We start from the raw sequence: 22,245 nt of genomic DNA on the forward strand, positions 1-22,245 counted from the left end.
TTGACCCGGTCGATAGTCCCGGGCGTAGCGAACCTCGTGAGAGGTTCGGCGGGGCGTAGATCCCCCCGACAATCCAGCTCCAGTCCCCAACGGACTTCCCCCCAGCCGAAGGTCTCACGACCTCCGCTACCCCTTGCGAATCCGCTCTTCCCCCAAGGCGCATCTTCCGGACTGGGAGCGCGGACTTCAGTCCGCCCCGGAGAATCCAGGCACATCCGAAGCCAAGCGGACTGAAGTCCGCGCTCCGTTCAGAGTTCCCTCCCTGCCACTTCCCTCACCCGGCCGCTCTCATCCTTTCATCCCTTCGATGTTCAATGTTCAATGTTCGATGCCCCCCATCACGCCCCCGTCGGGATCCCCGCCGCCTTCAACCTCTTCCGGTTCTCCGGCGTCAGGCGGATCGCGGGCAGCCCCGCCTTCTGCCGCTCCCGGATGATGTAGGCGGCAAACTGATCCCCCGACGGTCCCCGGTACTGGGGATGAGGCACCTCGGTGAGATAGCCGGATAAAACGCTATTCCAATAGCGGTCCCACAGGCTGCGGGAATACGGCTTCGTCCTGTACCCGCCCGGTGGCTCCTTGCGGAGTTCATCCTGGATCGAGCCGTCGATGCTCCACTTCGCGGTGTCCGCCGCGTAGTGCCGTTCATAGTTACCGGGACCGGCGGCCATGTTGATGATGCTGCAGCCGGTGAGCGGCAGCACGGCGGGAACGAGGGCGAGGAGGAGCAGTTTCATTTTCATCAGGCCGTGGCGGTTTTGCGGTTGTTGTTCAGAAAGGAATGCGCGGGCACGGCGACCACCACCACCAGCGCGGCCATCCACAGGAAGACGTAGGTCCCCGGGTCCACCCACTGGCGGGGCTTCATGTCCTCCAGGCCGAAGACCTGGTTGATGTTCCGCGGCGTGCGCGGGTCCGCCAGCAGCGCGCCCGCCGGAGGCAGCAGGAAGGCGGAGCACACGCACAGACCGGCGCAGATGACAAACCACCCCGCCAGCGCCCGGCGGTCGTAGCCCAGCTTCCTCATCGCCCAGAACACCAGGAAAGGCAGCCCGCCATGGAGAAAGGAAAGCCCGCGCAGGATGGCCGGCAGCTTTTCCCCCAACAGGCTGCCCCACTGCCCGGGGAACATCACCGCCAGGCACGCGGCGCAGGTGATCTGCATCCACAGCGGGATGGCGTGCGTGCGGCATGGCGTCGGGGCATTCATGACTCCCCGCGTTGTAGCGGATCCGCCGTCCATCGCGTTAATCGATAGTTTCAATGCGACCATCGACGGAGTCGATGGCGGGCGGCGAATCCCAAGTGTAGCGAATCTCGTGAGAGATTCGGCGGGGCGTCGATCTCCCAGCAAACAAGCTCCGGTCCCCAACGGACTTCCCCCCAGCCGAAGATCTCACGACCTCCGCTACCCCTGCGCATCCGCATCACCTGCACGGCACATCTTCCGGAGGGGCGCACGCCGTTGCGCCCTCTTCGTTTGGCGGCACGCCGTCCGGCCTCACCACACGGGCGCATCGGCGTGCGCCCCTCCACCCTTTCTCCACTTCGACGTTCAATGTTGGACGTTCGATGTCCGATGTTCAACATCCCCACCCATGAACATCCACCACCTGGAGCTCTTCCACCACGTCGCCCGTGCGGGCGGGGTCAGTGCGGCGGCACGGCAAATGCCCTATGGCATCCAGCAGCCCGCCATCAGCGCGCAGATCCTGCAACTGGAGAACTCCCTGGGGAAAACCCTCTTCCACCGCCGGCCCTTCCAGCTCACCCCGGAGGGGGAGACGCTGTTCGCCTTCATCGATCCGTTTTTCTCGAAGCTCACCGCCGTGGCGGACCGCATCCGCGGCGGCGCGGACCACGGCCTGCGCATCGCCTGCCCGGAGATCGTCCAGCGGGACTACCTACCCACCCTGCTCACCGCCGTGCGGAAACGCCTGCCGGACTTCCATTTCAGCCTCCACTCCGGCCGCATCGACGACATCAAGGCGCAGCTCCGCGCCGGAAAGATCGACCTCGGCCTGGCCACCAGCCACGGCCCGGACGAGCCGGACCTGCACTACCACCCGCTGCTCCGCATCCCCTCCGTCCTCCTGCTGCCGGACAGCGCCCCGCAGACCACCGCCGCGGAGATCCTCGCGCTCGACCGCATCGACGTGCCGCTCATCACCCTGCCGCAGGCGGAGCCCATCGTCCTCGCCTTCCAGGAGGAGCTCCAGCGGCGGAAGATCGAGTGGTTCCCCATGCTGGAACTCGCCGGCATGGACCTCATCGAACGGTTCGTCGCCGGGGGCTACGGCGCGGGCCTCGTTTTCGCCATCCCCGGCTCCCCGCTCCCGCCCGGCCTGAAGGCCCTGCCGCTGGAGGGCTTTCCGGAGGTCACCTTCAGCGCCATCACCGCCGGGCCGTCCACCGACATGGCCGCCGTCTTCGTCCGCGAGGCGGAAAAGGTCATCGACGGCCTCCGGAGCGGCAAAATCACCCCCTGATCCCGGAAATCCGGCCTCCCGGCACCCAAAATCCAGCGATCCACCTTGACACCCGGGAGCCCCACGGCTAAAAACCGCGCCCCTGACAAACCTGCGGGACAAACCAATAACCAACCAAGACGACGCATGCGTGGAGTAGTTGTGAAAAAAGGCGAGCCGGTCGATCGTGCTCTGAAACGCCTCAAGACCAAGCTGGATACCGAAGGCATCCTTGAAGAAATGCGCCGCCGCCGCGCATTCGAGACTCCGACCGAGCGCAAGCAGCGCAAACTCCGCTCCGCTTCCAAGCGCAACAAAGTCCGCTGGCGCTATTCCAACGCCCCTGCCGCCGCTCCTGCCGAGTCCGCTGAATAATTTTTCCTGTCCCGCAAGTCAGGTTCTGAGAACGGTCACCCCACAAAGGTGGCCGTTTTTGTTTTGTCCGGAGTGTAGCGAAGGTCGTGAGACCTTCGGCTGGGTGCATGCCTGCTGACCAAAGCGGCTTCGGTTTCCCGTGGACTTCCTCCCAACCGGAAGTCTCACGACTTCCGCTACCCGCGGGACGGATGCGCAAGGGGTAGCGAAGGTCGTGAGACCTTCGGCTGGGACGACTCACCTCAAAAAACCGACGCCGATCCTCCGGAGACCGGAACCTTTTACCCATGGTGAATCCACCCCGCCGAATCTCTCACGAGATTCGCTACTCCTCGGATCCGCCACTCCTTCGCCCCACCCCGCCCATCCTCCGGATCACCAGAACCGACCGCTCCTCCATTTTTCCTCCGGCAGCCAGGTGATGCGTGTTGGATCAGATACCCCTTCCCCTCCCTCCAGAACCGCCTTCCGGACAGCGGGCTCCAGCTCTGAAAACGACCGGCTTCCCGCTCCGATGCCAGCGCCCACCCGGTTGTTGTGGCTGTCCATGACGTTGGAATCCCTGCCCTTCGACTCGAACAACGCCGTGACCAACTCCACCGCAGGCTTTCCCAAAGTGTGGGCCACCACGGAACTGGCAAGGGCATGACGGTAGGCATCCAGCGGTCCGTGCCTGCCGCCTTGGAAATCGGAAGCGAACACGAAGCTCCATGTGTAGATGAGCACGAACGCAGGATAGGCCCCGAGGACGACCCCGGGCACCAGCAACCGCCACCACAGCCTTCTCTTCTTCATTCCGTGCCCTGATTAAGCTGGCTGCCGGCATTCCGATCCAGCCTTATCGCCATTGAGGGAGTCATCATACCTTCGGGATGAAGGGGCGCATTGCGCCCTCTTCGTGGATCACGCGTCGTAGCGAAGGTCGTGAGACCTTCGGCTGGGCGGAAGTCCCCCAAAAAAGCCGATGCCGATCCTCCGGAGACTGGAGTCTTTTCGTCCGTGGTGATTCCACCCCGCCGAATCTCTCACGAGATTCGCTACCCCCTCGTGATCCGCCACCCCCGCAGCCCACCGAATTTCCCCATCCCCTACGGATAAGATGGAAAATCCCCCACCCGCTCCGCTAACCTCCCCGCGATGCTGAACCGCGTTTTCCTCGGCTGGGATGAACCCTTCCTCCGCCCGCTTGTCTCCTGGCTGCTGGAGCGGAAGCACGATCTGGTGGGGATGCTCGTCGTCGTGCCCACCGCGCAGAGCGGACGGCGGCTGCGGGAGATGTTGGCGGAAGCGGGCGGCTCCATCCTCGCGCCGCGGGTATCCACGCCCGGTGCGCTCATGCAGCCGGACGGGCAGGACATCGCGCCGGACTGGCTGGAGGAGGTCGCGTGGGCGGAGGTGCTGGAGTCCATCGACGACTGGCGGCCCTACACCGCCCTTTTTCCGGAGCCACCGGGAGACGGCACCGGCTGGGCATCCTCCCTCGCCTCGGAGATGGTCACGCTGCGCCGCGCCCTGCAGGAAAGCAGCCTCATGCTCCACACCGCCGCCTGGGCGCTGGCGGAAAGCCCGGAGGGCGAGCGCTGGCAGGCGCTGGCCAGGCTGGAAAAACTCACCGAAGCCCGCCTTGCCAACTGGAACTGCAGGAGCCGCAGCCGCGTGCTGGCGGAGGGCCTGAGGCTGCCGGATGTGGCCCGCATCGTCCTGGCCGGGGTGCCGGAAATGGCGCCGTGCCTGGAGCGCACGCTCGCCGCATGGCCGGGGGAGGTCATCGCCCTCATCGGCGCACCGGAGACCCGTGCGGAGGATTTCTCACCCATCGGCCGCCCGCTGGCGGAACCATGGAATGCCGCCACCCTGCCGTGGCCGGAGGGGGATGAAGGCTCCGTCACCCTCACCGCGGATCCCCGCCAGCAGGCGGTGGAGGCACTGGACGCCGTCGCCCGTGGTGGCCGTCCGTCATCGGACATCGCGCTCGGCTCGGCGGACCAGGACACCGGCGGGGAGCTGCTGCGCGCCTTCACCCGCGCGGGCTGGATCGCCTTCCACCCGGCGGCCGCCGGGGTGCCCACCGGCCTCGCCCGCTGGTTCCGCGTCTGGCGGGAGTGGCTGGCCGAGCCGAAGCTGGCCGTGCTGGCCGACCTCCTTTCCCTGCCGGAAACGTCGATCCTCGTCGGCGGAAAGCGCGCGCAGAAGGCGAAGAACCTGGCCGTCCTGCGCAACGAGTGGATGTCCACCACCGTCGCCGACCTGAAGCGCCGCATCCCGGAGGCCACCTTCCGCAAGGAACACCAGCAGGAAGCCGCCAACGAGCTGCTGGAAGCGGCGGCCAAGCTGGAAACCCTCCGCCACTCCCTGCTCGGCGGGGATTTCCCCACCCACCTCCGGCGGCTGCTGACCTCCCTCTCCCTGACCGGGGAAACGGCGGCGGAGCAGGCGCTGTCCATGATCTCCTGGTTGGATGAGGCCGCCCCCCTCATCTCCCGGCTCGACCGCGCGTCCACCTACTGGATCGACCTCATGGTCGCCGGCCTGCCCGCACCCACCCCGGTGCCGCCGCCGGGCCGCGTCATCGACGTCCAGGGCTGGCTGGAACTTTTCCACGAACCGGGGCCGCACCTGGTCCTCTGCGGCCTCAACGAAGGCCACGTCCCCGCCCGCGGCGGTGGCGAGCCATGGCTCAGCGAGCCGATCCGGAAAAAACTGGGCCTCACCACGGACGCGGAGCGTGGCGCGCGCGACGCCTACCTTTTCCAGGCCATGATCGAGGCGCGCCGGAAGGACGGCCGGGTCGATCTTTTCTGCGGGAAGTCCGGCGCCGGTGGCGAGGCATTGCTGCCGTCCCGCTTCCTCCTCGCGGCGGAGCAGGACCTGCTGCCCGCCCGCGTCCGCACCCTCTTCCGCGGCATCGAGCCACCGGAGGCGGGCATGCAGTGGCACGCCGACTGGAAGTGGCAGCCGCGCAAGCTGGACCCACCGACCCGGCTCCACGTCACCTCCCTGCGCGACTACCTGAAGTGTCCGTTCCGCTACTACCTGAAGCACGTCGTCCGCATGCAGCAGCCGGACCCGGAGCGGGCGGAGTGGGGCGCGCGCGACTTCGGCAACATCGCCCACGACATCCTGGAAACCTGGGGCCGCGATCCGGAGGCGCGGGAATACAGCAAGACGGAGGCGCTGGAGGCCTACTTCTCCGCGCAGCTCGACCGCATCATCCTGGAGCAGTTCGGCCGCCGCAGCCCGCTGGCCATCCGCATCCAGACGGAGTCCCTCCGCAACCGCCTAGCCTGGCTGGCGCGGAAGCAGGCATGCGAGCGCGCCGCAGGCTGGCAGGTCATGGACGTGGAGCGCCCCGTCATCCTCACCATCGGCGGCATGCCCGTCAGCGCGAAGATCGATCGCATCGACCGCCACGCCGACGGACGCCTGCGCGTGCTGGACTACAAGACCGGAAAGGTCACCACCGTGGAAAAGGAACACCGGACGAAGATGACCGCCTCATCCGCCCCGCCGTCCCACCTGGACCCCGACGGCCCCGCCTTCTACGACGGCGAGGAGAAAGGGAAATCCGCCCGCTTTCTCTGGAGCAACCTCCAGCTCCCCCTCTACGCCGCCGCCCTGCTGGAGAGCGACGGCGTCATGCCCATCCCCGGCTACTTCACCATCGGCTCCACCGAAGCCGACGTCGAGCTGCACGAATGGTCCGACTTCACCATGGACGACCTCTCCGCCGCCGGAGCCTGCGCCGAGTGGATCGCCGGGCAGATCACCCAGTCCGTCTTCTGGCCCCCCGCGGAAAAGGTCCCGTATGATGACTACCAGATCCTCGCCGCCGGAAAGGACCTCCGCGAGATGGTCAGTAAGGAGGGAGGACACTCCTGAGGTGCAACCCTAAATTGGACCACTGGTGTCCTTCATTTCTGTCTCTGGAATCGGGCTTCGAATTGGTTGGGACTGAGGTATCCGATCGACGAATGGAGCCGCCTCGGATTGTAGAAGGCATCGATGTAGCTGAAGATCTTCTGCCGCGCCTCATCCAGATTCCTGAAGGTTTCCTCCTCCGCCATTTCCGCTTTGAGGGTACCCATGAAGGATTCGGTCCTGGCGTTGTCGTAGGGATTGGCCAGCCGCGACATGCTCTGTCGCAGGCCTGATCCGGCAAGCATCGCCCTGAACGCGGTGCTCGAATACTGGCTGCCCCGGTCGCTGTGGAAAATGGTGGAAACGATCTTCCTGCGGCTCTGGAGCGCCTGCCGCAGGGCATCGGTGACCAACGCGCGGTCGATGGAGCGTGACAGGCTCCAGCCGATGATCCGGCGTGACCACAGGTCGATGACCACGGCGAGGTAGAGCCAACCCTCACGGCTCGGGATTAAGGTGATGTCCCCGGCCCAGACCTGGTCGGGAGCCTGGGGTGGCGGCAGTTTGGCAAGCAGGTTGGCACAGGGATGGGAGGCCTTGCCATCGCTGGTCTTCGGGGTGAAGCGCCGGCGCTGGATGGCGTGGAGACCTTGCCGGCGCATCATCCTGCGCGCCCGCTGCCAGCCGCAGGAGACGCCACGATTGGCCAATTCGCAGGCGATCCGGCGGTAGCCGTAGCAGCGGCGGTTGGCGTGGAAGATGGTGCTGATGAGGGCGGCGAGTTCCTGATCCGGCCAGGGTTGCGCGGGAGGACGAGGCTTGTGGTGATAGGTGCTGCGCGGCAAACCCAGCACCGAGCAGATCCTGCGCAGGCTGGCCCCGCTGCTTTCCCGCAGCTCCTTGATCAGCGTTCTGGATCGGGTGGAACAGAGGAGCCCAGGATCGCGGAGGCTTTTTTTAAAATGTCGTTCTCCTGGGTGAGGCGGGCCAGTTCGCGGCGGACCGCCTGCAACTCGGAAACCAAGGCGGCTTCCTTTTGCGGGGAGGTGGGACGCGGGGCGGGCTTCCGTGCCTTGTCGCGCCAGCGGTAGAGGGCGCTGCGCGCCACGCCGAGCTGGCGGGACACCTCGGTGACCGATCCACAGGCGTCGATCAAGGCAACGGCACGGATCATGAACTCATCACTATACTGGGCACTCATGGGGATGGTTGGTTCCGACTGTCCTCTATTCTCCGGGGACAAATGGTCCAACCATTTAACTCACCTCACTCCTGTCCTCCAACTGCAATGGCAAACGAAGAATAAATTCACCGCCAAGGGGCAAAGTTCGCGAAGAAAGGAATGGGGCTCTTCGAGATTCTTCGCCATCAGTCTTCTTCTATTCCCTGAAAACTAAAAACTGAAAACTTCTCCTCCTTCGTTCGCCAATGCCGCCGGAGGACAGGAATGGGAGCGCAGCGGACATAGGGGCGCAGCCGCAATGTCCTCCGTCCTCACACACCATCACTCGATCTCAACCACACCATAGACCACCCCCTTCCGCCTGCTGTAGGCGAACAGGCACGGCCATTTCCCGTTCGTGCGGAAATACTTCATGCCCGGGGTCCAGCCATGCCACCACAGTGAGACGCTCCACCACCGAGGCGCAGGGCCGGGAGCATCAAACGGAGCGACTTCCGGCACCTCCGCCAGCCAGGCAACCTCATCGGGCGTCACCACCGCCTTGTAAAACAGGGTCTGGTCAACAAATCCGACGCCCTCCGCATGGATCTCTCCGGATACAGGCACCAAGCCCATCGATTTTCCAGCGGTATAACGATCATCGGGATCCGAGAGACTAAGCCTCGCCCAGTGGTGCGTGTGGACGATCGATCCTGCGGCAAGCATGAAAAGAATCGCCACCCATGCGATCACCCGCAGAATGGATCTTCGCGTGGAAAATGGCGTGCGCTTTGATATCTGGAACATCGTTCTTGATCCTCACAAAATGAGACCCGGTGAATGGGACATCAGGAAGCCGGCGGATCTGTGCCCCGCTTTCTTTTCCGAACATCTTATGAGCCATATCCAATATCCTCACCTTGCGTCCTTTGTGCCTTTGCGGTGAATTTTTGATGAACGATTGCACACTCTTCTTCCCTTCCCCCAATGTCCAATAACCCCATATCCACTATCTTCTCTTCCTTGGCGAACTTGGCGTCTTGGCGGTGACCTCATTATTTTTCGCCAATGCCGCCGGAGGACAGGAGTGTCCTCCCTCCTTACTCCCTCCTTGCTTCATCTTCCCTTAATGTGAAACCCGGCAGGCTCCCACCGTCATGCGCGTGCTGATCGTCGAAGACGAACCCGACCTCCTCCACGGCCTTGCGAAGGTGCTGCGGGAGGAAGGCTATTCCGTCGATCTGGCGGAGGACGGGGAGGAGGGGCTCTACAAGGCGGTGGAGACGAACTACGACGCCGTCATCCTGGACATCATGCTGCCTCTCATCGACGGGCTGGAGGTGCTGCGCCGCCTGCGGGAGAAAAAGGAAACGCCGGTGCTCATGCTCACCGCGCGGTCGGAGACGCCGGACCGCGTCGCCGGGCTGGACCGCGGTGCGGACGACTACCTCGGCAAGCCCTTCGACCTGGACGAACTGCTTGCCCGCCTGCGCGCCCTCATCCGCCGCGCCGCCGGACGCGCGTCGCCATTCATCGTCATCGGCGCGGTCGGCATCGACCCCGTCGCGCGGAAGGTCACGCGGAGCGGCGCGGAGATCGTCCTGACGGCGCGGGAGTATGCCGTGCTGGAGTTCCTGGGCAGGCACCGCGGGCGCGTCATCTCCCGCACGGAACTCTACGAGCATGTCTTCGACGAGACGGACGACACGCTTTCCAACCTCATCGACGTCCACGTTTCCAACCTGCGGAAAAAACTCGGCCACGAACTCATCACCACGCGCCGCGGCCACGGCTACTGCATCGAATGAAACCCACCCGTTCACTGCGGTGGCGCATCCAGCTCTGGCACGGCGCGTTTCTCGCCGCGGTGCTGGCCGGGCTGGGCTTCGCCGCGTGGCACTACGAACGGCAGAAGGGCATGCAGCGCATCGACGGCGATCTAGGCCGCAGGCTGACCGTCCTGTTCGACTCCGTGCCACCCCGCGAGGGAGGCCGCCCCGGTGGTCCGCCACCACGGCGAGATGTGGACGGCGACGGTGACCTGGACCGCCCGCCCCGCCGCGGACCTCCGCCCCACCGCAGGGGTGGCCGCCCGCCGGAACTCCGCTTCAGCGATGCGGGCAGGGCCTTGTTCAAGGACGCCTACTACTTCACCACCTTCAATCCGGAAGGCCGCGTGCTGGACCGCTCCGACAACTCCCCCACCACCGTCCAGCCTCCCTCCCGTGGCGACGCCACCGCAGAGGCGTCCGGCACCCGCACCGTGGCCAACCGCCGGGAGCGGTTCATGTTCATGCCGCAGGGCGAGTGCCTGCTCGTCGGCTGCCCGCTGGATGCGGAACAGGCATCGCTCAGGCACTACGCCCTCATGCTCGTGGGGATCGAGTCCGGCATCCTCCTGCTCGGCCTGGCCGGGGGCTGGTGGATGACCTCCCGCGCGCTGCGTCCGCTGGCCGCCATCCGCACCACCGCCACGGACATCTCCGCCGGCCGCCTGGACCAGCGCATCGGCCTGCCGCAGGACGGCAGCGAGCTGGGCGAGCTGGCCGCACTGCTGGATGATACTTTCGGAAAACTGGAGTCCTCCTTCGCCAGGCAGGCACGCTTCACCTCGGACGCCGCGCACGAACTCCGCACCCCGCTGAGCGTGGTCATCTCCCAGGCGCAGATGGCCCTGCGCGGCGAACGCGAACCGGCGGAGTACCGCGAGATGTTCGAGGCCAGCCTCCGCGGCGCGAAACGCATGCAGGCCCTCACCCAGGCGCTGCTCGAACTCGCCCGCCTGGACAACGGCGCCGTCACCACCGCGCGCACGCCGTGCGATCTCGCGGAACTGGCGGAGGAAGCCGTCTCGCTCGTCGCGGGAAATGCGGCGGAGCGCGGCGTCACCCTCATTCGCCAGCTTTCCCCCGCCCCCTGCCCGACCGATTCCGAAGCCGTGCTGCGCGTCATCGTCAACCTGCTGAACAACGCCATCGAGCACGGCGGCACGCCTGTCACCGTCGCCACCGCCGCCACCGCGGATGCCGCCATCCTCACCGTCACCGACCGCGGCCCCGGCATTCCGGAAAAGCATCTCCCCCATCTTTTCGAGCGCTTCTACCGCGCCGACGAATCCCGCAACCGGAAAACCGGCGGCACCGGCCTCGGTCTCGCCATCTGCAAGGCCATCACGGATGCGCATGGCGGGTCGCTCACCGTCGCCAGCACCATCGGCGAGGGAACGGTGTTCACGGTGACGCTGCCGGTGGAATAGCAAGGCCGGGGATATGGATACAGCCTGGTGTCGGGCAGGGCCCGCCTCGGACGGCACCTCAGCACCGCCCGGAGGGATGCAGAAAAGGGACGGCCCGGAGAAGGGCCGTCCCGTCGAGGGGTCCGCCGCCCGGACTTGGAAGGGCGGTCAGCGTGGATGCTCACTTGGTTTCCGGCATGATCACGGAGTCGATGACGTGGATCACGCCGTTGGAGGCGGCGATGTCCGTCTTGGTCACCGTTGCCTTGTCGATCATGACCTTGCCACCTGAGGCGGAGATGGTGGCGGTATCGCCGTTGACGGTCTTGACCTCACCGGCCTTGACGTCCGCCGCCATCACTTTGCCGGGGACGACGTGGTAGGTGAGGATGGCGGTCAGCTTCTCCTTGTTTTCAGGCTTCAGGAGGCTGTCCACGGTCCCGGCGGGCAGCTTCGCGAATGCGTCATTGGTGGGGGCGAAGACCGTGAACGGTCCCTTGCCGGAGAGGGTCTCGGCAAGTCCTGCGGCCTTCACGGCAGCCACAAGCGTTGAAAACTGCGGATCGGAGGAAGCGACTTCCACGACCGTTTTTTCCGCGGCAAAGCCGAAGGAGGTCAGGGAAGCAAGGGCGATAACGGAGCGAGTGATGGTTTTCATGGTAGTTGTCGGTTTTGGTTGTTTGAACACAGTTTATGTTCACAACACAAGTTGAACATAATCCCGGGAAGTCCAAAGAAATTTGATAAAAAATGAAATTTGGGCCGAACTTTAGAATTTACACCACTTTTCGTTCAACTTATGTACCATACAGTAAATGAGCGCCACCGAGACAGACCTGTTTGACATCCGTGCCGTTTCGCGGCTTACCGGGGTATCGAGCGCGAATCTCCGGGCGTGGGAGCGCCGCTACGGTCTGGTCAAGCCCCACCGGGCATCAAGCAACCGGCGGCTCTATTCCTCCTCGGATCTCCTGCGGCTCGAAAGGGTCAAGAAGCTTGCGGATTCGGGGGAGGCCCTGTCGGTCATCGCAGCGCTGGGCGAGGACGAACTGGTCCGGAGGATCGAACTGCTCGATGGACGCCCCAGCGGGGGCCAGCCGGTCCCCTCCCGCAGGAAGCGGATCCGGACAGCGGTCGCGGGGGCTGAGGTGGGTGAGATCCTGGCGCGCCAAAGCCAACAACTGAAGCTCGAAGGCTACGATCTGGATTTCCACTGGGGATCCCTGGGAGAGCTGGAAGCCAAACCACCGGGTCCGGACTACGATCTGCTGATCCTCTCCTTTCCGACGCTCTTCCCCTATACGATCGAAAGGTTGAAGGCCCTCATGGCTCCCATCCCCGGAACGAAATGCGTGGTGTTCTATCGCTTCGCCGCATCGCGCACCATCGCCAATGTTTCGGTCCCGGGTTCCGGAATCATCCCGATCAAAGGTCCGGTTGACTTCCACAAATTGGTCATGGCCAACCGGGAGATCATCCCGGCCGCGCCCCAGGCCGGTCAGGAAAACCCCGGGATAAGGGAACCCCGGTTCACCGCCCGACAACTGGCGCGATTCTCGCGGCTCTCGACTTCGATCGAATGCGAATGCCCGAAGCACCTGGCGGAACTCGCGGCGTCGCTCCAGGCATTCGCCGAATACAGCCGGTCCTGTGAAAGCCGCAATCCGGATGACAAGGAGATGCACGTTTATCTCCACCGGGTTTCCTGCCAGGCGCGCGGGCTGATCGAGGATGCCCTGGAGACATTGATCAGATCCGAAGGCATCGATCTTGAAGAATGACCGTGGCCCCGGCATCCCGGAAAACCGGCGGCGCCCGCCTCGGTCCCGCCATCTGCCAGGCCATCACCGATGCTCATGGTGGGTCGCTGGCGGTGACGCTGCCGGTGGAGCAGCGAATTTTCCGGACTGGGACCGCGGAATTCATTCCGCCCCGGAGAATCCAGCCATGCGAAGCAAAGCGGAATGAATTCCGCGGTCCCAGTGATCCATCCTTACCCTCTCCCTGCACTTCTTCCTTTCATCCTTCGATGTTGGACGTTCGATGTTCGATGTTCTCAAAATCTTTCCCCCCATTAACACTTCCTTAATGTTCGCTGTCGGACTCTGGCGGGGTGATGAAACCCGTCCGCCTCCTCCTCATCGTGGCCGCCATGGTCCCGGCGGCGTCCGCACAACTGCCGTCCGGTGCATCCCTCCACCTCACCCGGCCCGATGCCGGATCCACGGTCCGGCTCGCGCTTTCCGATCCGGAGAACCACTCCTACCTCATCCAGAGTTCACCGGACCTGAAGACATGGTCCGAGGTCGGCACGTGGAAGATCTACAACGGCAGCTTCAACCGCAACCTGCCGCTGCAGGCCGGTGGCACGCTGTTCTACCGCGCCAGCTATGACCCCACCCGCGTGGTACCGAAGGACGACGTCTCCCTCGCGCTGCTGCTCCCCACCCCGCGCGGGAACTATGCCGCCCAGACGCTCCCCGCGCGGTTCCTGGTGCAGCCCATCGTCGGCCAGGACAACACCCCGGCGGACAATGGCGTGACGGACTCCGGCGCGACGCTCGGCAGGGTGCTGTTCTACGACAAGCGGCTTTCCTTCAACCAGACGATCTCCTGCGCCTCCTGCCACCAGCAGGCCCACGGCTTCTCCGACCCCGCGCGGTTCAGCACCGGCTTCAACGGCGGCCACACCGACCGCAACTCCATGGGCCTGGCAAACTCCCGCTGGTATGAACGCGGCGCGTTTTTCTGGGACGAACGCTCCGCCACGCTGGAGATCCAGGTGCTGGAGCCCATCCAGAACTCCGTGGAAATGGGCATGACCCTGCCCGCGCTGGTCACCCGCCTGTCCGCGGAGCCGTTCTACGCCACCCTGTTCAACGACGCCTTCGGCAGCCCGGAGGTCACCTCCGGAAAGATCTCCCGCGCGCTCGCCCAGTTCGTCCGCTCCATCATCTCCACCCGGACGAAGTTCGACACGGGCGCGGCGAACGGCTTCACCAACTTCACCGCCCAGGAAAACCAGGGCCGCCAGCTCTTCAACGGCGCGGGCAACTGCAACGCCTGCCACGGCTCGGACAACTTCGTGCCCGGCCCCGCCATCAACAACAACGGCCTGGAGAATCCCTACACGGACAAGGGCGTGGGGGCCATCACCGGCCGCCCGCAGGACGAGGGGCTCTTCAAGGTCGGCTCCCTGCGGAACATCGCCCTCACCGCGCCCTACATGCACGACGGCCGCTTCGCCACGCTGGAGGAGGTGGTGGAGTTCTACAATTCCGGCGTCGTCGCCCACCCGAACCTCTCCCCGCCGCTGCGTGCCGGGGGGCCGGCCGGACCGCCCCGCCGCCTGAATCTGACCGCGCAGGAAAAGGCCGCGCTCGTCGCCTTCCTCAACACCCTCACCGACACCGCGCTTTCCACCGACAGCCGATTTTCCGACCCGTTCAACTATGGTGATTGAACGGTCGGGGATGGCAGAAATTCATCCGCCGCCACGGCCCCCACTCCACAGAGCGCTCCGCCCCTCCGGAGCGTGACATCGGCGGGCCAAGCCCCCACAGTGGCGGCGGATGAAGATCCTCGAGAAAAACCTGCTCATCCTGGCATCCGCCGGTTCCGGAAAGACCTACCAACTGGGGAACCGCGTCATCGGTTTGGTGGCACGCGGGCATGAGCCGGAGAAGATCGTCGCCCTCACCTTCACGCGGAAGGCCGCCGGGGAGTTCGCGGACTCCGTCCTCATGAAGCTGGCCGCCGCCGCTTCCGACGGAACGGTGGCGGACGCCCTGCGCGATGACATCGACCTGCCCACGGCCGACTTCGGCGACGCGCTGCGGCGGACCGTCCGCGCGCTGCCACGGTTCACGCTGGGGACCATGGACAGCTTTTTCTCGAAAGTAGTACGAGGGTTCCAGTACGAGCTGGGCCTGACGGGCGGCAAGTTCGAGCTGCTGGAGGGCACCCGCGCGGAGGCGCTGCGGGACGGCATGCTGGAGGAGATCCTGGCCGGCCCGCTGGAGGAAGGCGCGAAGGACGAGCTGCTCCATGTTTTCCGCCGCGCCACCATCGGCCGGGAGGAGGCCGGCGTCGCGCGGAACCTGCTGGAGCTGGTGGAGGAGTGGCAGGGGAAATACCGCACCGCCGCCCGCCGGGAGTGGGCGCCCGCCATCCTCGCCGCCGCCTCCCATGAACAATGGGAAAAGGAAAAGGCCACCCTGGCCGCGAAGATCCGCCGCGGGCTGGACTCCATCGACTACACCCACGGCAGCCAGCGGAAGGCCATGGAGGCCATGATCGACTCCCTGGAGCGCCACACCATATCCGGCGGCGGGCTCAACAAGGCGAACACCCTTTTCAAGAACGTCTGCGAGGCGATGGCGGAGGGGGCCTCCGTGCTGGAGGTGAAGTCGAACAAGCTGTTCGTCATCGGCGGCATCGCCGGGGAGGACCTGCGGGAGATGATCCTGCTGGCCGCGCAGTGCGAGATGGCGGCGGCCATGGTCCGCACCCGCGCCATCCGGGATGTGGTGTCCGCCTTCGACCGCCTGTGCGAGGAACGCCTGCGCCGCCGGGGGCTGCTCAACTTCGACGACGTGAAGATCCTCATGGGCCAGTGGGCCTCCAGCGAGCAGGGCCGCCTGCGCCGGGAGGCCGTGGACTACCGGCTGGACGCCCGCTATGAACACTGGCTGCTGGATGAGTTCCAGGACACCAGCGGCGCGGACTGGGCCGGGCTTTTCCCGCTGGTGGATGAGGCCGCCACGGACGACCAGGACAGCCTCTTCATCGTCGGTGACCGGAAGCAGGCCATCTACGGCTGGCGCGGCGGTGAGGTCGGCCTGTTCGACGAGGTGATCGACCGCTTCGGTGACGGCCTGACCATCGAGACCATGGCGGAGTCCCACCGTTCCTGCCCGGAGGTGCTGGCACTGGTGAACCAGGTCTGCGGTGACGCGGACACGATGCGGATGCTTTTCGGCGAAGCCGCCACCCGCTGGCAGTGGGAGGACCACTACCCCGCCGCCCGCCTGGCCGTCCCGGAGAAACGCGGCGAGTCCCGTGTCGAGACGATTGGCGACTGGGACGCGCGGAAACTCCGCACCGCGGAGCTGCTGGAGGAGCTGGGCGTGGGCACCCGCGCCATGACCTGCGGCGTGCTGGTCCGCAGCAACGAGAAGGTGCGCGAGGTGGCCGACGAACTGCGCGCCGCCGGCTTCGACGTCATCGAGGAAGGCCAGCGCGAACCCGCGAAGGACAACCCGGTGGGCGTGACCATGGGCGCCCTGCTCAACTGGCTGGCCAATCCGGCCGATCCTTTCTCGTGGGAGATCATCGTCATGTCACCGCTGGCCGCCGTGCTGAAAGAGCGGTTCCGCGAGCATGAGAACGCCATCTGGGAAGGGCTGCTCGCTCTCGCCGCGAAGAAAGGCTTCGCCGCGATGATGGAGGAAATCATCGAGCCGTGCTGGGAGTCGTGGTCGTCCTTCGGCCGCCGCCGTGCCGGGGATGTCATCGCCGCGCTGGCCGCCTTCGACGCGGGCGGAGGCACCACCCCGCGGGATGCCGCGGACTGGATCGACCGGCTCAAGGTTTCCCAGAGCCCGGGCGTGGCCGCCGTGCAGGTCATGACCATCCACAAGTCGAAGGGCCTCGGCTTCGACGTCGTCATCCTGCCGGACATCCCGAAAGACCCCGTGCCGAAGACACAGAACTTCAGCATCGCGGAGGACACCGGCTGGCTCTGCCAACCGCCCGCCTCATGGGCGCGCAAGCTGCTCCCGCCCATCCGCGCCGCGGAGGAACGCTGGGCCGCCGACCAACGCTACGAGGCCATGTGCATGCTCTACGTCGCCCTCACCCGGGCGAAGCGCGGCCTCTACGTCCTGCTGGAGCCGCCATCGAAAAACGCCGCAGAGGACAAGGCGTCGCTCGCCAACTGGCTGGCCACCTCCGCCGGGGCCAGCGGGGAGATCGGAGAAACGATCAACTGGGGCACCGCCGACTGGGTGGAGACCGTGCCCCTGCTGGGGGAACGCGCCGCCGCCACCGCCAGCCCGCCGCTGGGAGACGCCGTCCCGCGCCGCGAACGCACTACCCCCAGCGGCACCAAGCCGCCGTCCACCACCCTGCCATCCGCCGGTGCCCTGCGCTTCGGCAATGATTTCCACGCCGCCTTCGAGCACATCGGCTGGATCGACGAGGAAGCCCCGCCCGCCCCGCAAAGCGACGCCGCCGCGCGTGTCACCAGCCTGCTGAAGCTCCCCGCCTTCCGCGACCTCTTCCGCCGCGACGGCCGCCACATCCGCCTCTACCGCGAGCAACCCGTCGAGGCCGTCATCGACGGAAAGTGGCTCAGCGGCACCGTTGACCGCCTGCACGTCCACACCGACGCCGCCGGACTGCCCGTCAAGGTCGAGGTCATCGACTTCAAGACCGACACCGTCACCAGCGCGGATGAACTGCGTGAACGCTACGCCGGCCAGATGGAAACCTACCGCCTCATGATCGAACATGCCTACCCCGGCACCACCGTGGAGTGCCTGCTGGTGTCCGCTTCGCTGGGCGAGGTCATCGCGGCGTAGGTGGCGCATCGCAAGGGTAGCGGAAGTCGTGAGACTTCCGGCTGGGGGGGAAGCTCTCCAAAAAAACCGGAGCCTCTTCCCTGGCAGACGTCCACCCCGCCGAACCTCTCACGAGGTTCGCTACGCATGGATGGCCCACTGGGACCGCGGGATTCATCCCGCCCCGGGGAATCCAGCCATCATGCGAAGCCAAGCGGAATGAATTCCGCGGTCCCAGTCCGAATGGAGGAGCGCAGGCTTACGGGAAGCCCCATCAAAACCGGAGCTCTTCTTTCTAACAGACATCCACCCCGCCGAACCTCTCACGAGGTTCGCTACGCATGGAGGCCTACTGGGACCGCGTGGATCACTTCAGCTCGGCCTTCGCGGCCTTGATCTTTTCGGTGAACTCCTTGACCGCCTTCTTGTCCTTCTGGAGTTCCATCCTGCCGATGGTGGCGATCAGCGTGTTCATGTCCGGATCGAAAACGGAGAACGAAACCCACGCCATCCGCGACTGGGAGGAAAGCACCTTGTTCACCGCCGGGGTGAGCTTTCCGGTGATGGCCGCATCCTTCAACTGCACCTCCTTGATCACCACGCACTCCGCAACGCCGCGCACCGCCTTCACACCCGCTTCGGCAGCCTCCGCGCAGTTCGGGCAGCTTTCGTCGCTGCCTGTATAGACGATGCAGATCAGCTTTTTGGACGCCTTCACCTTCGCCACTTCCTCATCCAGCTTCTCGATCGGCTTCGCGCCGGAGACCTCATAGGCCGCGGCGAACGGAAGGGAGAAACCAACGGCAACGAAAAAGGTCAGGAGGGATTTCATGGGAGGTGGATCATGTCATCCCCCACCCGGCCGTCCAGCCGGAAAGCCTGTCTCCAATCACCCCTTCCTTCCGAACAGATATTTCAGCAGATCCATGATCCCGGCTGTGGTGGCTGACAAGGGTAGCGAAGGTCGTGAGACCTTCGGTTGGGGGGAAGCCCCCAAAAAAAGCCGGAGCCATTCCCTGGCAGACGTCCACCCCGCCGAACCTCTCACGAGGTTCGCTACCCCAAAGATCCGCCACGCCGGTGAAGCCGACCCGCAGGGGTAGCGAAGGTCGTGAGACCTTCGGTTGGGGGGAAGCCCCAAAAAAGCCGGGGCCATTCCCTTTTCAGACATCCACCCCGCCGAACCTCTCACGAGGTTCGCTACGCATGGATGGCCTACTGGGACCGCGGGATTCATCCCGCCCCGGAGAATCCAGCCATCATGCGAAGCCAAGCGGAATGAATTCCGCGGTCCCAGTCCGGACAGGAGGGGCGCACGCCGTTGCGCCCATGTGGTGAGGCCGGATGACGCCCAGCCGATGAAGAGGGCGCATCGGCGTGCGCCCCTCCCAGCTCCCCTCACCCCACCCACGGCCGCACCGGCACACCCCGCTCCGCGAAGTGCTTCTTCGCTTCCGCGACGGTGTGCTTGCCGAAGTGGAAGATGCTCGCAGCCAGAACGGCGTCCGCCTTGCCCGCTTCCAGCACGTCCACCATGTGGTCCAGGTTCCCCGCGCCGCCGCTGGCGATGACAGGGATGCCGACCGCGGAGGAAACCGCCGCCGTCAGCTCGATGTCATAGCCGGCCTGGGTGCCGTCGGAGTCCATGCTGGTGAGCAGGATCTCGCCCGCGCCGCGCCGCCAGACTTCCTTCGCCCACTCCACGGCGTCCAGCCCCACCGGCTTGCGACCGCCGTGGGTGTAGACGCCCCATTTTCCGGGTCCCTCGCGCTTCGCGTCGATGGCGACGACGATGCACTGGCTGCCGAATATCTTCGCCCCCTCATCCACCAGGCCGGGGTTGGTCACGGCGGAGGTGTTCACCCCCACCTTGTCCGCACCGGCCAGCAGCATCTCCCGCATGTTCTCCACGCTGCGGATGCCGCCACCCACCGTCAGCGGGATGAAACACTGCTCCGCCGTGCGCCGCACCACGTCCACCATGGTGTTCCGGTTGTCCGATGACGCGGTGATGTCCAGGAACACCAGCTCATCCGCCTGCTGCGCGTTGTAGGCGATGGCCGCCTCCACCGGATCCCCGGCGTCGATGAGATCGACAAAGTTGACGCCTTTGACCACACGGCCGTCCGTCACATCGAGGCAGGGAATGATTCGTTTCGCGAGCACCGGAGGAACAAAGCGCGGGAAACGCCGTCCGCCAAGCAAAACGCCCGCCCACCCCGCGGGTGCCGCGGCTTTCTCAGGCGGGAGGCGTGGCCGCGGCCTGCGCGGCGGTCCCTTCCCCGTCCACTCCCGTCACACTGTCCGGGAGCTGGTAGACATTCTCCACCCCGTGGCGCGCCAGCACCTTCAGACCCAGCTGGGCCCTCACCAGATAGCGGGTGAGCCACAGCGCCCAGCCGATGACAGCGACGGGGATCAGGTAACCGGCGATGAGTCCCACGTCCGGGAGGAACCAGTAGCCCGTTAAGCCGCGGTAGATCCACCATGCCAGGTAGGCCAGCGTCATGGCCACCAGTCCCATCCTGCGCCGGATGAACGCCCGGTCCGTATCCCCCCGGCCGAAGGTGAATGCCTTCCGCTTCCGCAGGATCCTGCCCAGGTGGGCGATGTGGCGTCTTCCCGATTCCGGGGTCATTTGAGTCGAGGGGCATCCTTGCCGGAAATGCCGGACGCGGCCAAGGCATTCCCGAGGGAAAATGCGGCAGGTCCGGACCATCCCTGCCCTCCATGGGCAAAGAAGACCGGAGCAGGATGCTCCGGCAACGGCCTGGGCCAGGATGGCCCAGCCACATTCGCCCATTCCATCCCCACAAAAAGCAAAACGCCCGGCCGCGCGGAGCGGACGGGCGTTTTGGGAAGAAAGCTTGCAGCGTGGATCAGTCCAGCTTCGGCTTTCCGACGCGGCGGACCGCACCGAAACGCTTCTGGAACTTGTCGATCCGGCCCTCGGTGTCGACGAACTGCTTCTGGCCCGTGAAGAACGGGTGGGAATCGGAGGTGATGCCGATGGAGATGATGCTGTGCTCGACGCCATCAATGACTTCCTTCTTGTCGGAAGACTTGGTGGAGCGGGACACGAAGCGCGTGCCGGTGGTCATGTCAACGAAGACGACCGGGTTGTATTTCGGATGGAGGTCCTTTTTCATGGGGATGGTGGATCGTCCCGTCACGTTGCCGACGCGGCGGGGAGGGCGCGGAAATTAGGAAAACTGGAGGTTCTGTCAAGGCATCACGCGGAAAATATAGCATTGCAGATGCCAAAGGCGTTGATATCGTGCGTTTTCCTGAAAATCCGTTCACCCATCAAACGGACGCTTATTTTTTGAGTCGCTTTCCGGGTCCGATGTGTTACTCTGTTGGCGTTATGGCAACCACCACGAAACGTACAAGGTTCTCACGCCGCCTCCCCGATCACGTCACCGATGAGCTGGTGGCGGTACTTTCCGAGAAGAAAGTATTCGGGTTCAACGACCTTTTCGAACGGGTTTTCGAAAACCTCAAGGTTCGGAATGCGGTCAGCGGTGGCGAAGAGATGCTGCGCCTGCGTGCCTACGAAAAGCTTCAGAATCTGGTGACCCGCGGTCTGGTCGAAAAGATCGGCAAGGAATACAAGGGAACTTCCCGCGTCCATGAGGCCTCCAGCGCCTATGCCGCCGCCCAGGAAGCCCAGGAAGGCTGAAGCCGCTCCCCAACTTTTGGACAAACCCGCGCCGCTCCACACGGCGCGGGTTTTTTTTCTACCCACACCCGGCATTCGCGGGTACACCATCCACCAGTCCCGCCGCGCATGCCCACCGACTACCTTCCCGTCCTTTTCCAGATCCTCATCGCCATCGGCTTCGCCGCCGCGACCCTGACCCTGAGCGTGGTGTTCGGGCGCTCCGCGAAGACGAACAAGACGAAGGACAGCGCCTATGAGTGCGGCATGCTCCCCATCGGCGACGGCGCGCCGCGCTTTTCCGTGAAGTTCTACCTGGTCGCCATGCTCTTCGTCATCTTCGACATCGAGGTGGTCTTCATGTATCCATGGGCCGTCCAGTTCCGGGACCTGGTGAGCCAGAGCCCCACCGCGCTGGTCAGCATGGCCGGATTTGCGGGCATCCTGGTCTTCGCCTACGTCTATGCGCTGAAAAAAGGCGCGCTGAACTGGAAATCCTGAGGGTGCGCGGGAGGAACGACCGATGATCCACCACGTGGTCTTTTTCCAGCTCAAGCCGGACGCGGACGCGGAAACGATGGAGTCCCTGGTCCGCAACAGCCGCAGCCTCCTGCTGAAGATCCCGGAGGTGCTCAACGTCCGCTCCGGCCGCAACATCGACCCGTCCTCCCCCTGGCCGTTCTTCATCGCCATCGAGGTGGACTCCCTCGAAAAGCTGCGCATCACCCAGGACAACGCCCACCACCTGAAGCTGGTGGAAAAGTTCCTCAAACCAAACACCAGCTCCCATTTCGCAATGGATTTCGAGCTGGATCCCTCCAAGAACCTCAAATACTCCTGAAGATTCCCCGGAGGGAATCCACCCGTGCGGAAATGTGCCCGGGAATCCGTAAAAGTGATGGATTTGGCACGATCCGGGCTTG

At 65.0% G+C, this 22,245-nt stretch carries 23 protein-coding genes and 1 pseudogene; 13 read left to right on the forward strand and 11 right to left on the reverse strand.

Features of this window, described 5'->3' with window-relative positions; translation table 11 throughout:
* Nucleotides 1-338: 338 nt before the first annotated feature.
* A complete protein-coding gene (locus OVA24_RS17160; RefSeq protein WP_267671343.1) occupies nt 339-737 on the reverse strand; it encodes a hypothetical protein in 399 nt (132 codons plus the stop codon).
* A 5-nt stretch (nt 738-742) separates the two neighbouring features.
* Complete coding sequence (locus tag OVA24_RS17165) at nt 743-1,210, reverse strand: hypothetical protein (RefSeq protein WP_267671344.1); 468 nt, start codon at nt 1,208-1,210, stop codon at nt 743-745.
* Nucleotides 1,211-1,598: 388 nt separating this feature from the next.
* Here OVA24_RS17165 and OVA24_RS17170 point away from each other — a divergent pair, with 388 nt between their 5' ends.
* On the forward strand, nt 1,599-2,489 hold the full coding sequence (locus OVA24_RS17170) for a LysR family transcriptional regulator (protein WP_267671346.1): 891 nt from the start codon (nt 1,599-1,601) through the stop codon (nt 2,487-2,489).
* Between the two features lie 126 nt (nt 2,490-2,615).
* Nucleotides 2,616-2,843: a 30S ribosomal protein S21 gene (rpsU, locus tag OVA24_RS17175; protein WP_267671347.1), complete on the forward strand. Its 228-nt coding sequence runs from the start codon at nt 2,616-2,618 to the stop codon at nt 2,841-2,843.
* A 375-nt stretch (nt 2,844-3,218) separates the two neighbouring features.
* Here the strand turns inward: rpsU and OVA24_RS17180 are convergent, their stop codons facing one another.
* Nucleotides 3,219-3,638: a hypothetical protein gene (locus OVA24_RS17180; protein WP_267671348.1), complete on the reverse strand. Its 420-nt coding sequence runs from the start codon at nt 3,636-3,638 to the stop codon at nt 3,219-3,221.
* A gap of 342 nt (nt 3,639-3,980) precedes the next feature.
* Between OVA24_RS17180 and OVA24_RS17185 the strand changes: the two genes are divergently transcribed.
* Entirely contained in the window at nt 3,981-6,722 is a 2,742-nt protein-coding gene (locus tag OVA24_RS17185; RefSeq protein ID WP_267671349.1) for a PD-(D/E)XK nuclease family protein, read from the forward strand.
* Nucleotides 6,723-6,754: 32 nt separating this feature from the next.
* Here OVA24_RS17185 and OVA24_RS17190 read toward each other — a convergent pair whose 3' ends face one another.
* From OVA24_RS17190 to OVA24_RS17200, 3 genes are all read right to left on the reverse strand, one after another.
* Nucleotides 6,755-7,609 (reverse strand): IS3 family transposase, encoded by an 855-nt coding sequence (locus tag OVA24_RS17190; RefSeq protein ID WP_324287898.1) that lies wholly within the window; start codon nt 7,607-7,609, stop codon nt 6,755-6,757.
* On the reverse strand, nt 7,606-7,902 hold the full coding sequence (locus OVA24_RS17195; protein WP_267670354.1) for a transposase: 297 nt from the start codon (nt 7,900-7,902) through the stop codon (nt 7,606-7,608). Before OVA24_RS17195 ends, OVA24_RS17190 begins: the two co-directional genes overlap by 4 nt.
* 303 nt (nt 7,903-8,205) lie before the next feature.
* Nucleotides 8,206-8,589 (reverse strand): hypothetical protein, encoded by a 384-nt coding sequence (locus OVA24_RS17200; protein ID WP_267671350.1) that lies wholly within the window; start codon nt 8,587-8,589, stop codon nt 8,206-8,208.
* Between OVA24_RS17200 and OVA24_RS17205 the strand changes: the two genes are divergently transcribed.
* The 3 genes from OVA24_RS17205 (at nt 8,588) to OVA24_RS17215 (ending at nt 11,119) form a co-directional block, all read left to right on the forward strand.
* Nucleotides 8,588-8,809 carry a hypothetical protein gene (locus OVA24_RS17205; RefSeq protein ID WP_267671351.1) on the forward strand — a complete coding sequence of 74 codons (222 nt, stop codon included), beginning with the start codon at nt 8,588-8,590 and terminating at the stop codon, nt 8,807-8,809. The genes OVA24_RS17200 and OVA24_RS17205 overlap by 2 nt on opposite strands.
* A gap of 211 nt (nt 8,810-9,020) precedes the next feature.
* Entirely contained in the window at nt 9,021-9,671 is a 651-nt protein-coding gene (locus OVA24_RS17210) for a response regulator transcription factor (protein WP_267671352.1), read from the forward strand.
* A complete protein-coding gene (locus OVA24_RS17215; protein ID WP_267671353.1) occupies nt 9,668-11,119 on the forward strand; it encodes a sensor histidine kinase in 1,452 nt (483 codons plus the stop codon). The genes OVA24_RS17210 and OVA24_RS17215 overlap by 4 nt, the downstream gene beginning before the upstream one ends.
* A 160-nt stretch (nt 11,120-11,279) precedes the next feature.
* Here the strand turns inward: OVA24_RS17215 and OVA24_RS17220 are convergent, their stop codons facing one another.
* Nucleotides 11,280-11,756: a fasciclin domain-containing protein gene (locus OVA24_RS17220; protein WP_267671354.1), complete on the reverse strand. Its 477-nt coding sequence runs from the start codon at nt 11,754-11,756 to the stop codon at nt 11,280-11,282.
* Between the two features lie 157 nt (nt 11,757-11,913).
* Between OVA24_RS17220 and OVA24_RS17225 the strand changes: the two genes are divergently transcribed.
* From OVA24_RS17225 to OVA24_RS17240, 4 genes and pseudogenes are all read left to right on the forward strand, one after another.
* Nucleotides 11,914-12,879, forward strand: coding sequence for a MerR family transcriptional regulator (locus OVA24_RS17225; protein ID WP_267671355.1), 966 nt, complete (start codon nt 11,914-11,916; stop codon nt 12,877-12,879).
* Between the two features lie 335 nt (nt 12,880-13,214).
* Complete coding sequence (locus OVA24_RS17230; protein WP_267671356.1) at nt 13,215-14,561, forward strand: cytochrome-c peroxidase; 1,347 nt, start codon at nt 13,215-13,217, stop codon at nt 14,559-14,561.
* 103 nt (nt 14,562-14,664) lie between these two features.
* Nucleotides 14,665-15,951: pseudogene (locus OVA24_RS17235) on the forward strand (UvrD-helicase domain-containing protein); the annotation flags it as partial.
* 591 nt (nt 15,952-16,542) lie between these two features.
* A complete protein-coding gene (locus OVA24_RS17240) occupies nt 16,543-17,682 on the forward strand; it encodes a 3'-5' exonuclease (protein WP_267675292.1) in 1,140 nt (379 codons plus the stop codon).
* Nucleotides 17,683-18,028: 346 nt separating this feature from the next.
* Here the strand turns inward: OVA24_RS17240 and OVA24_RS17245 are convergent, their stop codons facing one another.
* From OVA24_RS17245 to OVA24_RS17260, 4 genes are all read right to left on the reverse strand, one after another.
* Nucleotides 18,029-18,493 (reverse strand): hypothetical protein, encoded by a 465-nt coding sequence (locus OVA24_RS17245; protein ID WP_267671357.1) that lies wholly within the window; start codon nt 18,491-18,493, stop codon nt 18,029-18,031.
* 566 nt (nt 18,494-19,059) lie between these two features.
* On the reverse strand, nt 19,060-19,827 hold the full coding sequence (gene hisF / locus OVA24_RS17250; protein ID WP_267671358.1) for an imidazole glycerol phosphate synthase subunit HisF: 768 nt from the start codon (nt 19,825-19,827) through the stop codon (nt 19,060-19,062).
* Nucleotides 19,828-19,900: 73 nt separating this feature from the next.
* Nucleotides 19,901-20,299 (reverse strand): hypothetical protein, encoded by a 399-nt coding sequence (locus tag OVA24_RS17255; protein WP_267671359.1) that lies wholly within the window; start codon nt 20,297-20,299, stop codon nt 19,901-19,903.
* A 241-nt stretch (nt 20,300-20,540) separates the two neighbouring features.
* Nucleotides 20,541-20,810 (reverse strand): type B 50S ribosomal protein L31, encoded by a 270-nt coding sequence (locus OVA24_RS17260; protein WP_267671360.1) that lies wholly within the window; start codon nt 20,808-20,810, stop codon nt 20,541-20,543.
* A gap of 218 nt (nt 20,811-21,028) precedes the next feature.
* On the opposite strand from OVA24_RS17260, the gene OVA24_RS17265 reads away from it, so the two are divergent.
* The 3 genes from OVA24_RS17265 to OVA24_RS17275 all read left to right on the forward strand — a co-directional run bounded on the left by OVA24_RS17265 (nt 21,029) and on the right by OVA24_RS17275 (nt 22,163).
* A complete protein-coding gene (locus OVA24_RS17265) occupies nt 21,029-21,343 on the forward strand; it encodes a hypothetical protein (RefSeq protein ID WP_267671361.1) in 315 nt (104 codons plus the stop codon).
* Between the two features lie 108 nt (nt 21,344-21,451).
* Nucleotides 21,452-21,823 carry an NADH-quinone oxidoreductase subunit A gene (locus OVA24_RS17270; RefSeq protein ID WP_267671362.1) on the forward strand — a complete coding sequence of 124 codons (372 nt, stop codon included), beginning with the start codon at nt 21,452-21,454 and terminating at the stop codon, nt 21,821-21,823.
* A 22-nt stretch (nt 21,824-21,845) separates the two neighbouring features.
* Nucleotides 21,846-22,163: a Dabb family protein gene (locus OVA24_RS17275; RefSeq protein WP_267671363.1), complete on the forward strand. Its 318-nt coding sequence runs from the start codon at nt 21,846-21,848 to the stop codon at nt 22,161-22,163.
* Nucleotides 22,164-22,245 lie beyond the last annotated feature (82 nt).

It is taken from the genome of Luteolibacter sp. SL250 (assembly GCF_026625605.1).
GTDB lineage: Bacteria > Verrucomicrobiota > Verrucomicrobiia > Verrucomicrobiales > Akkermansiaceae > Luteolibacter.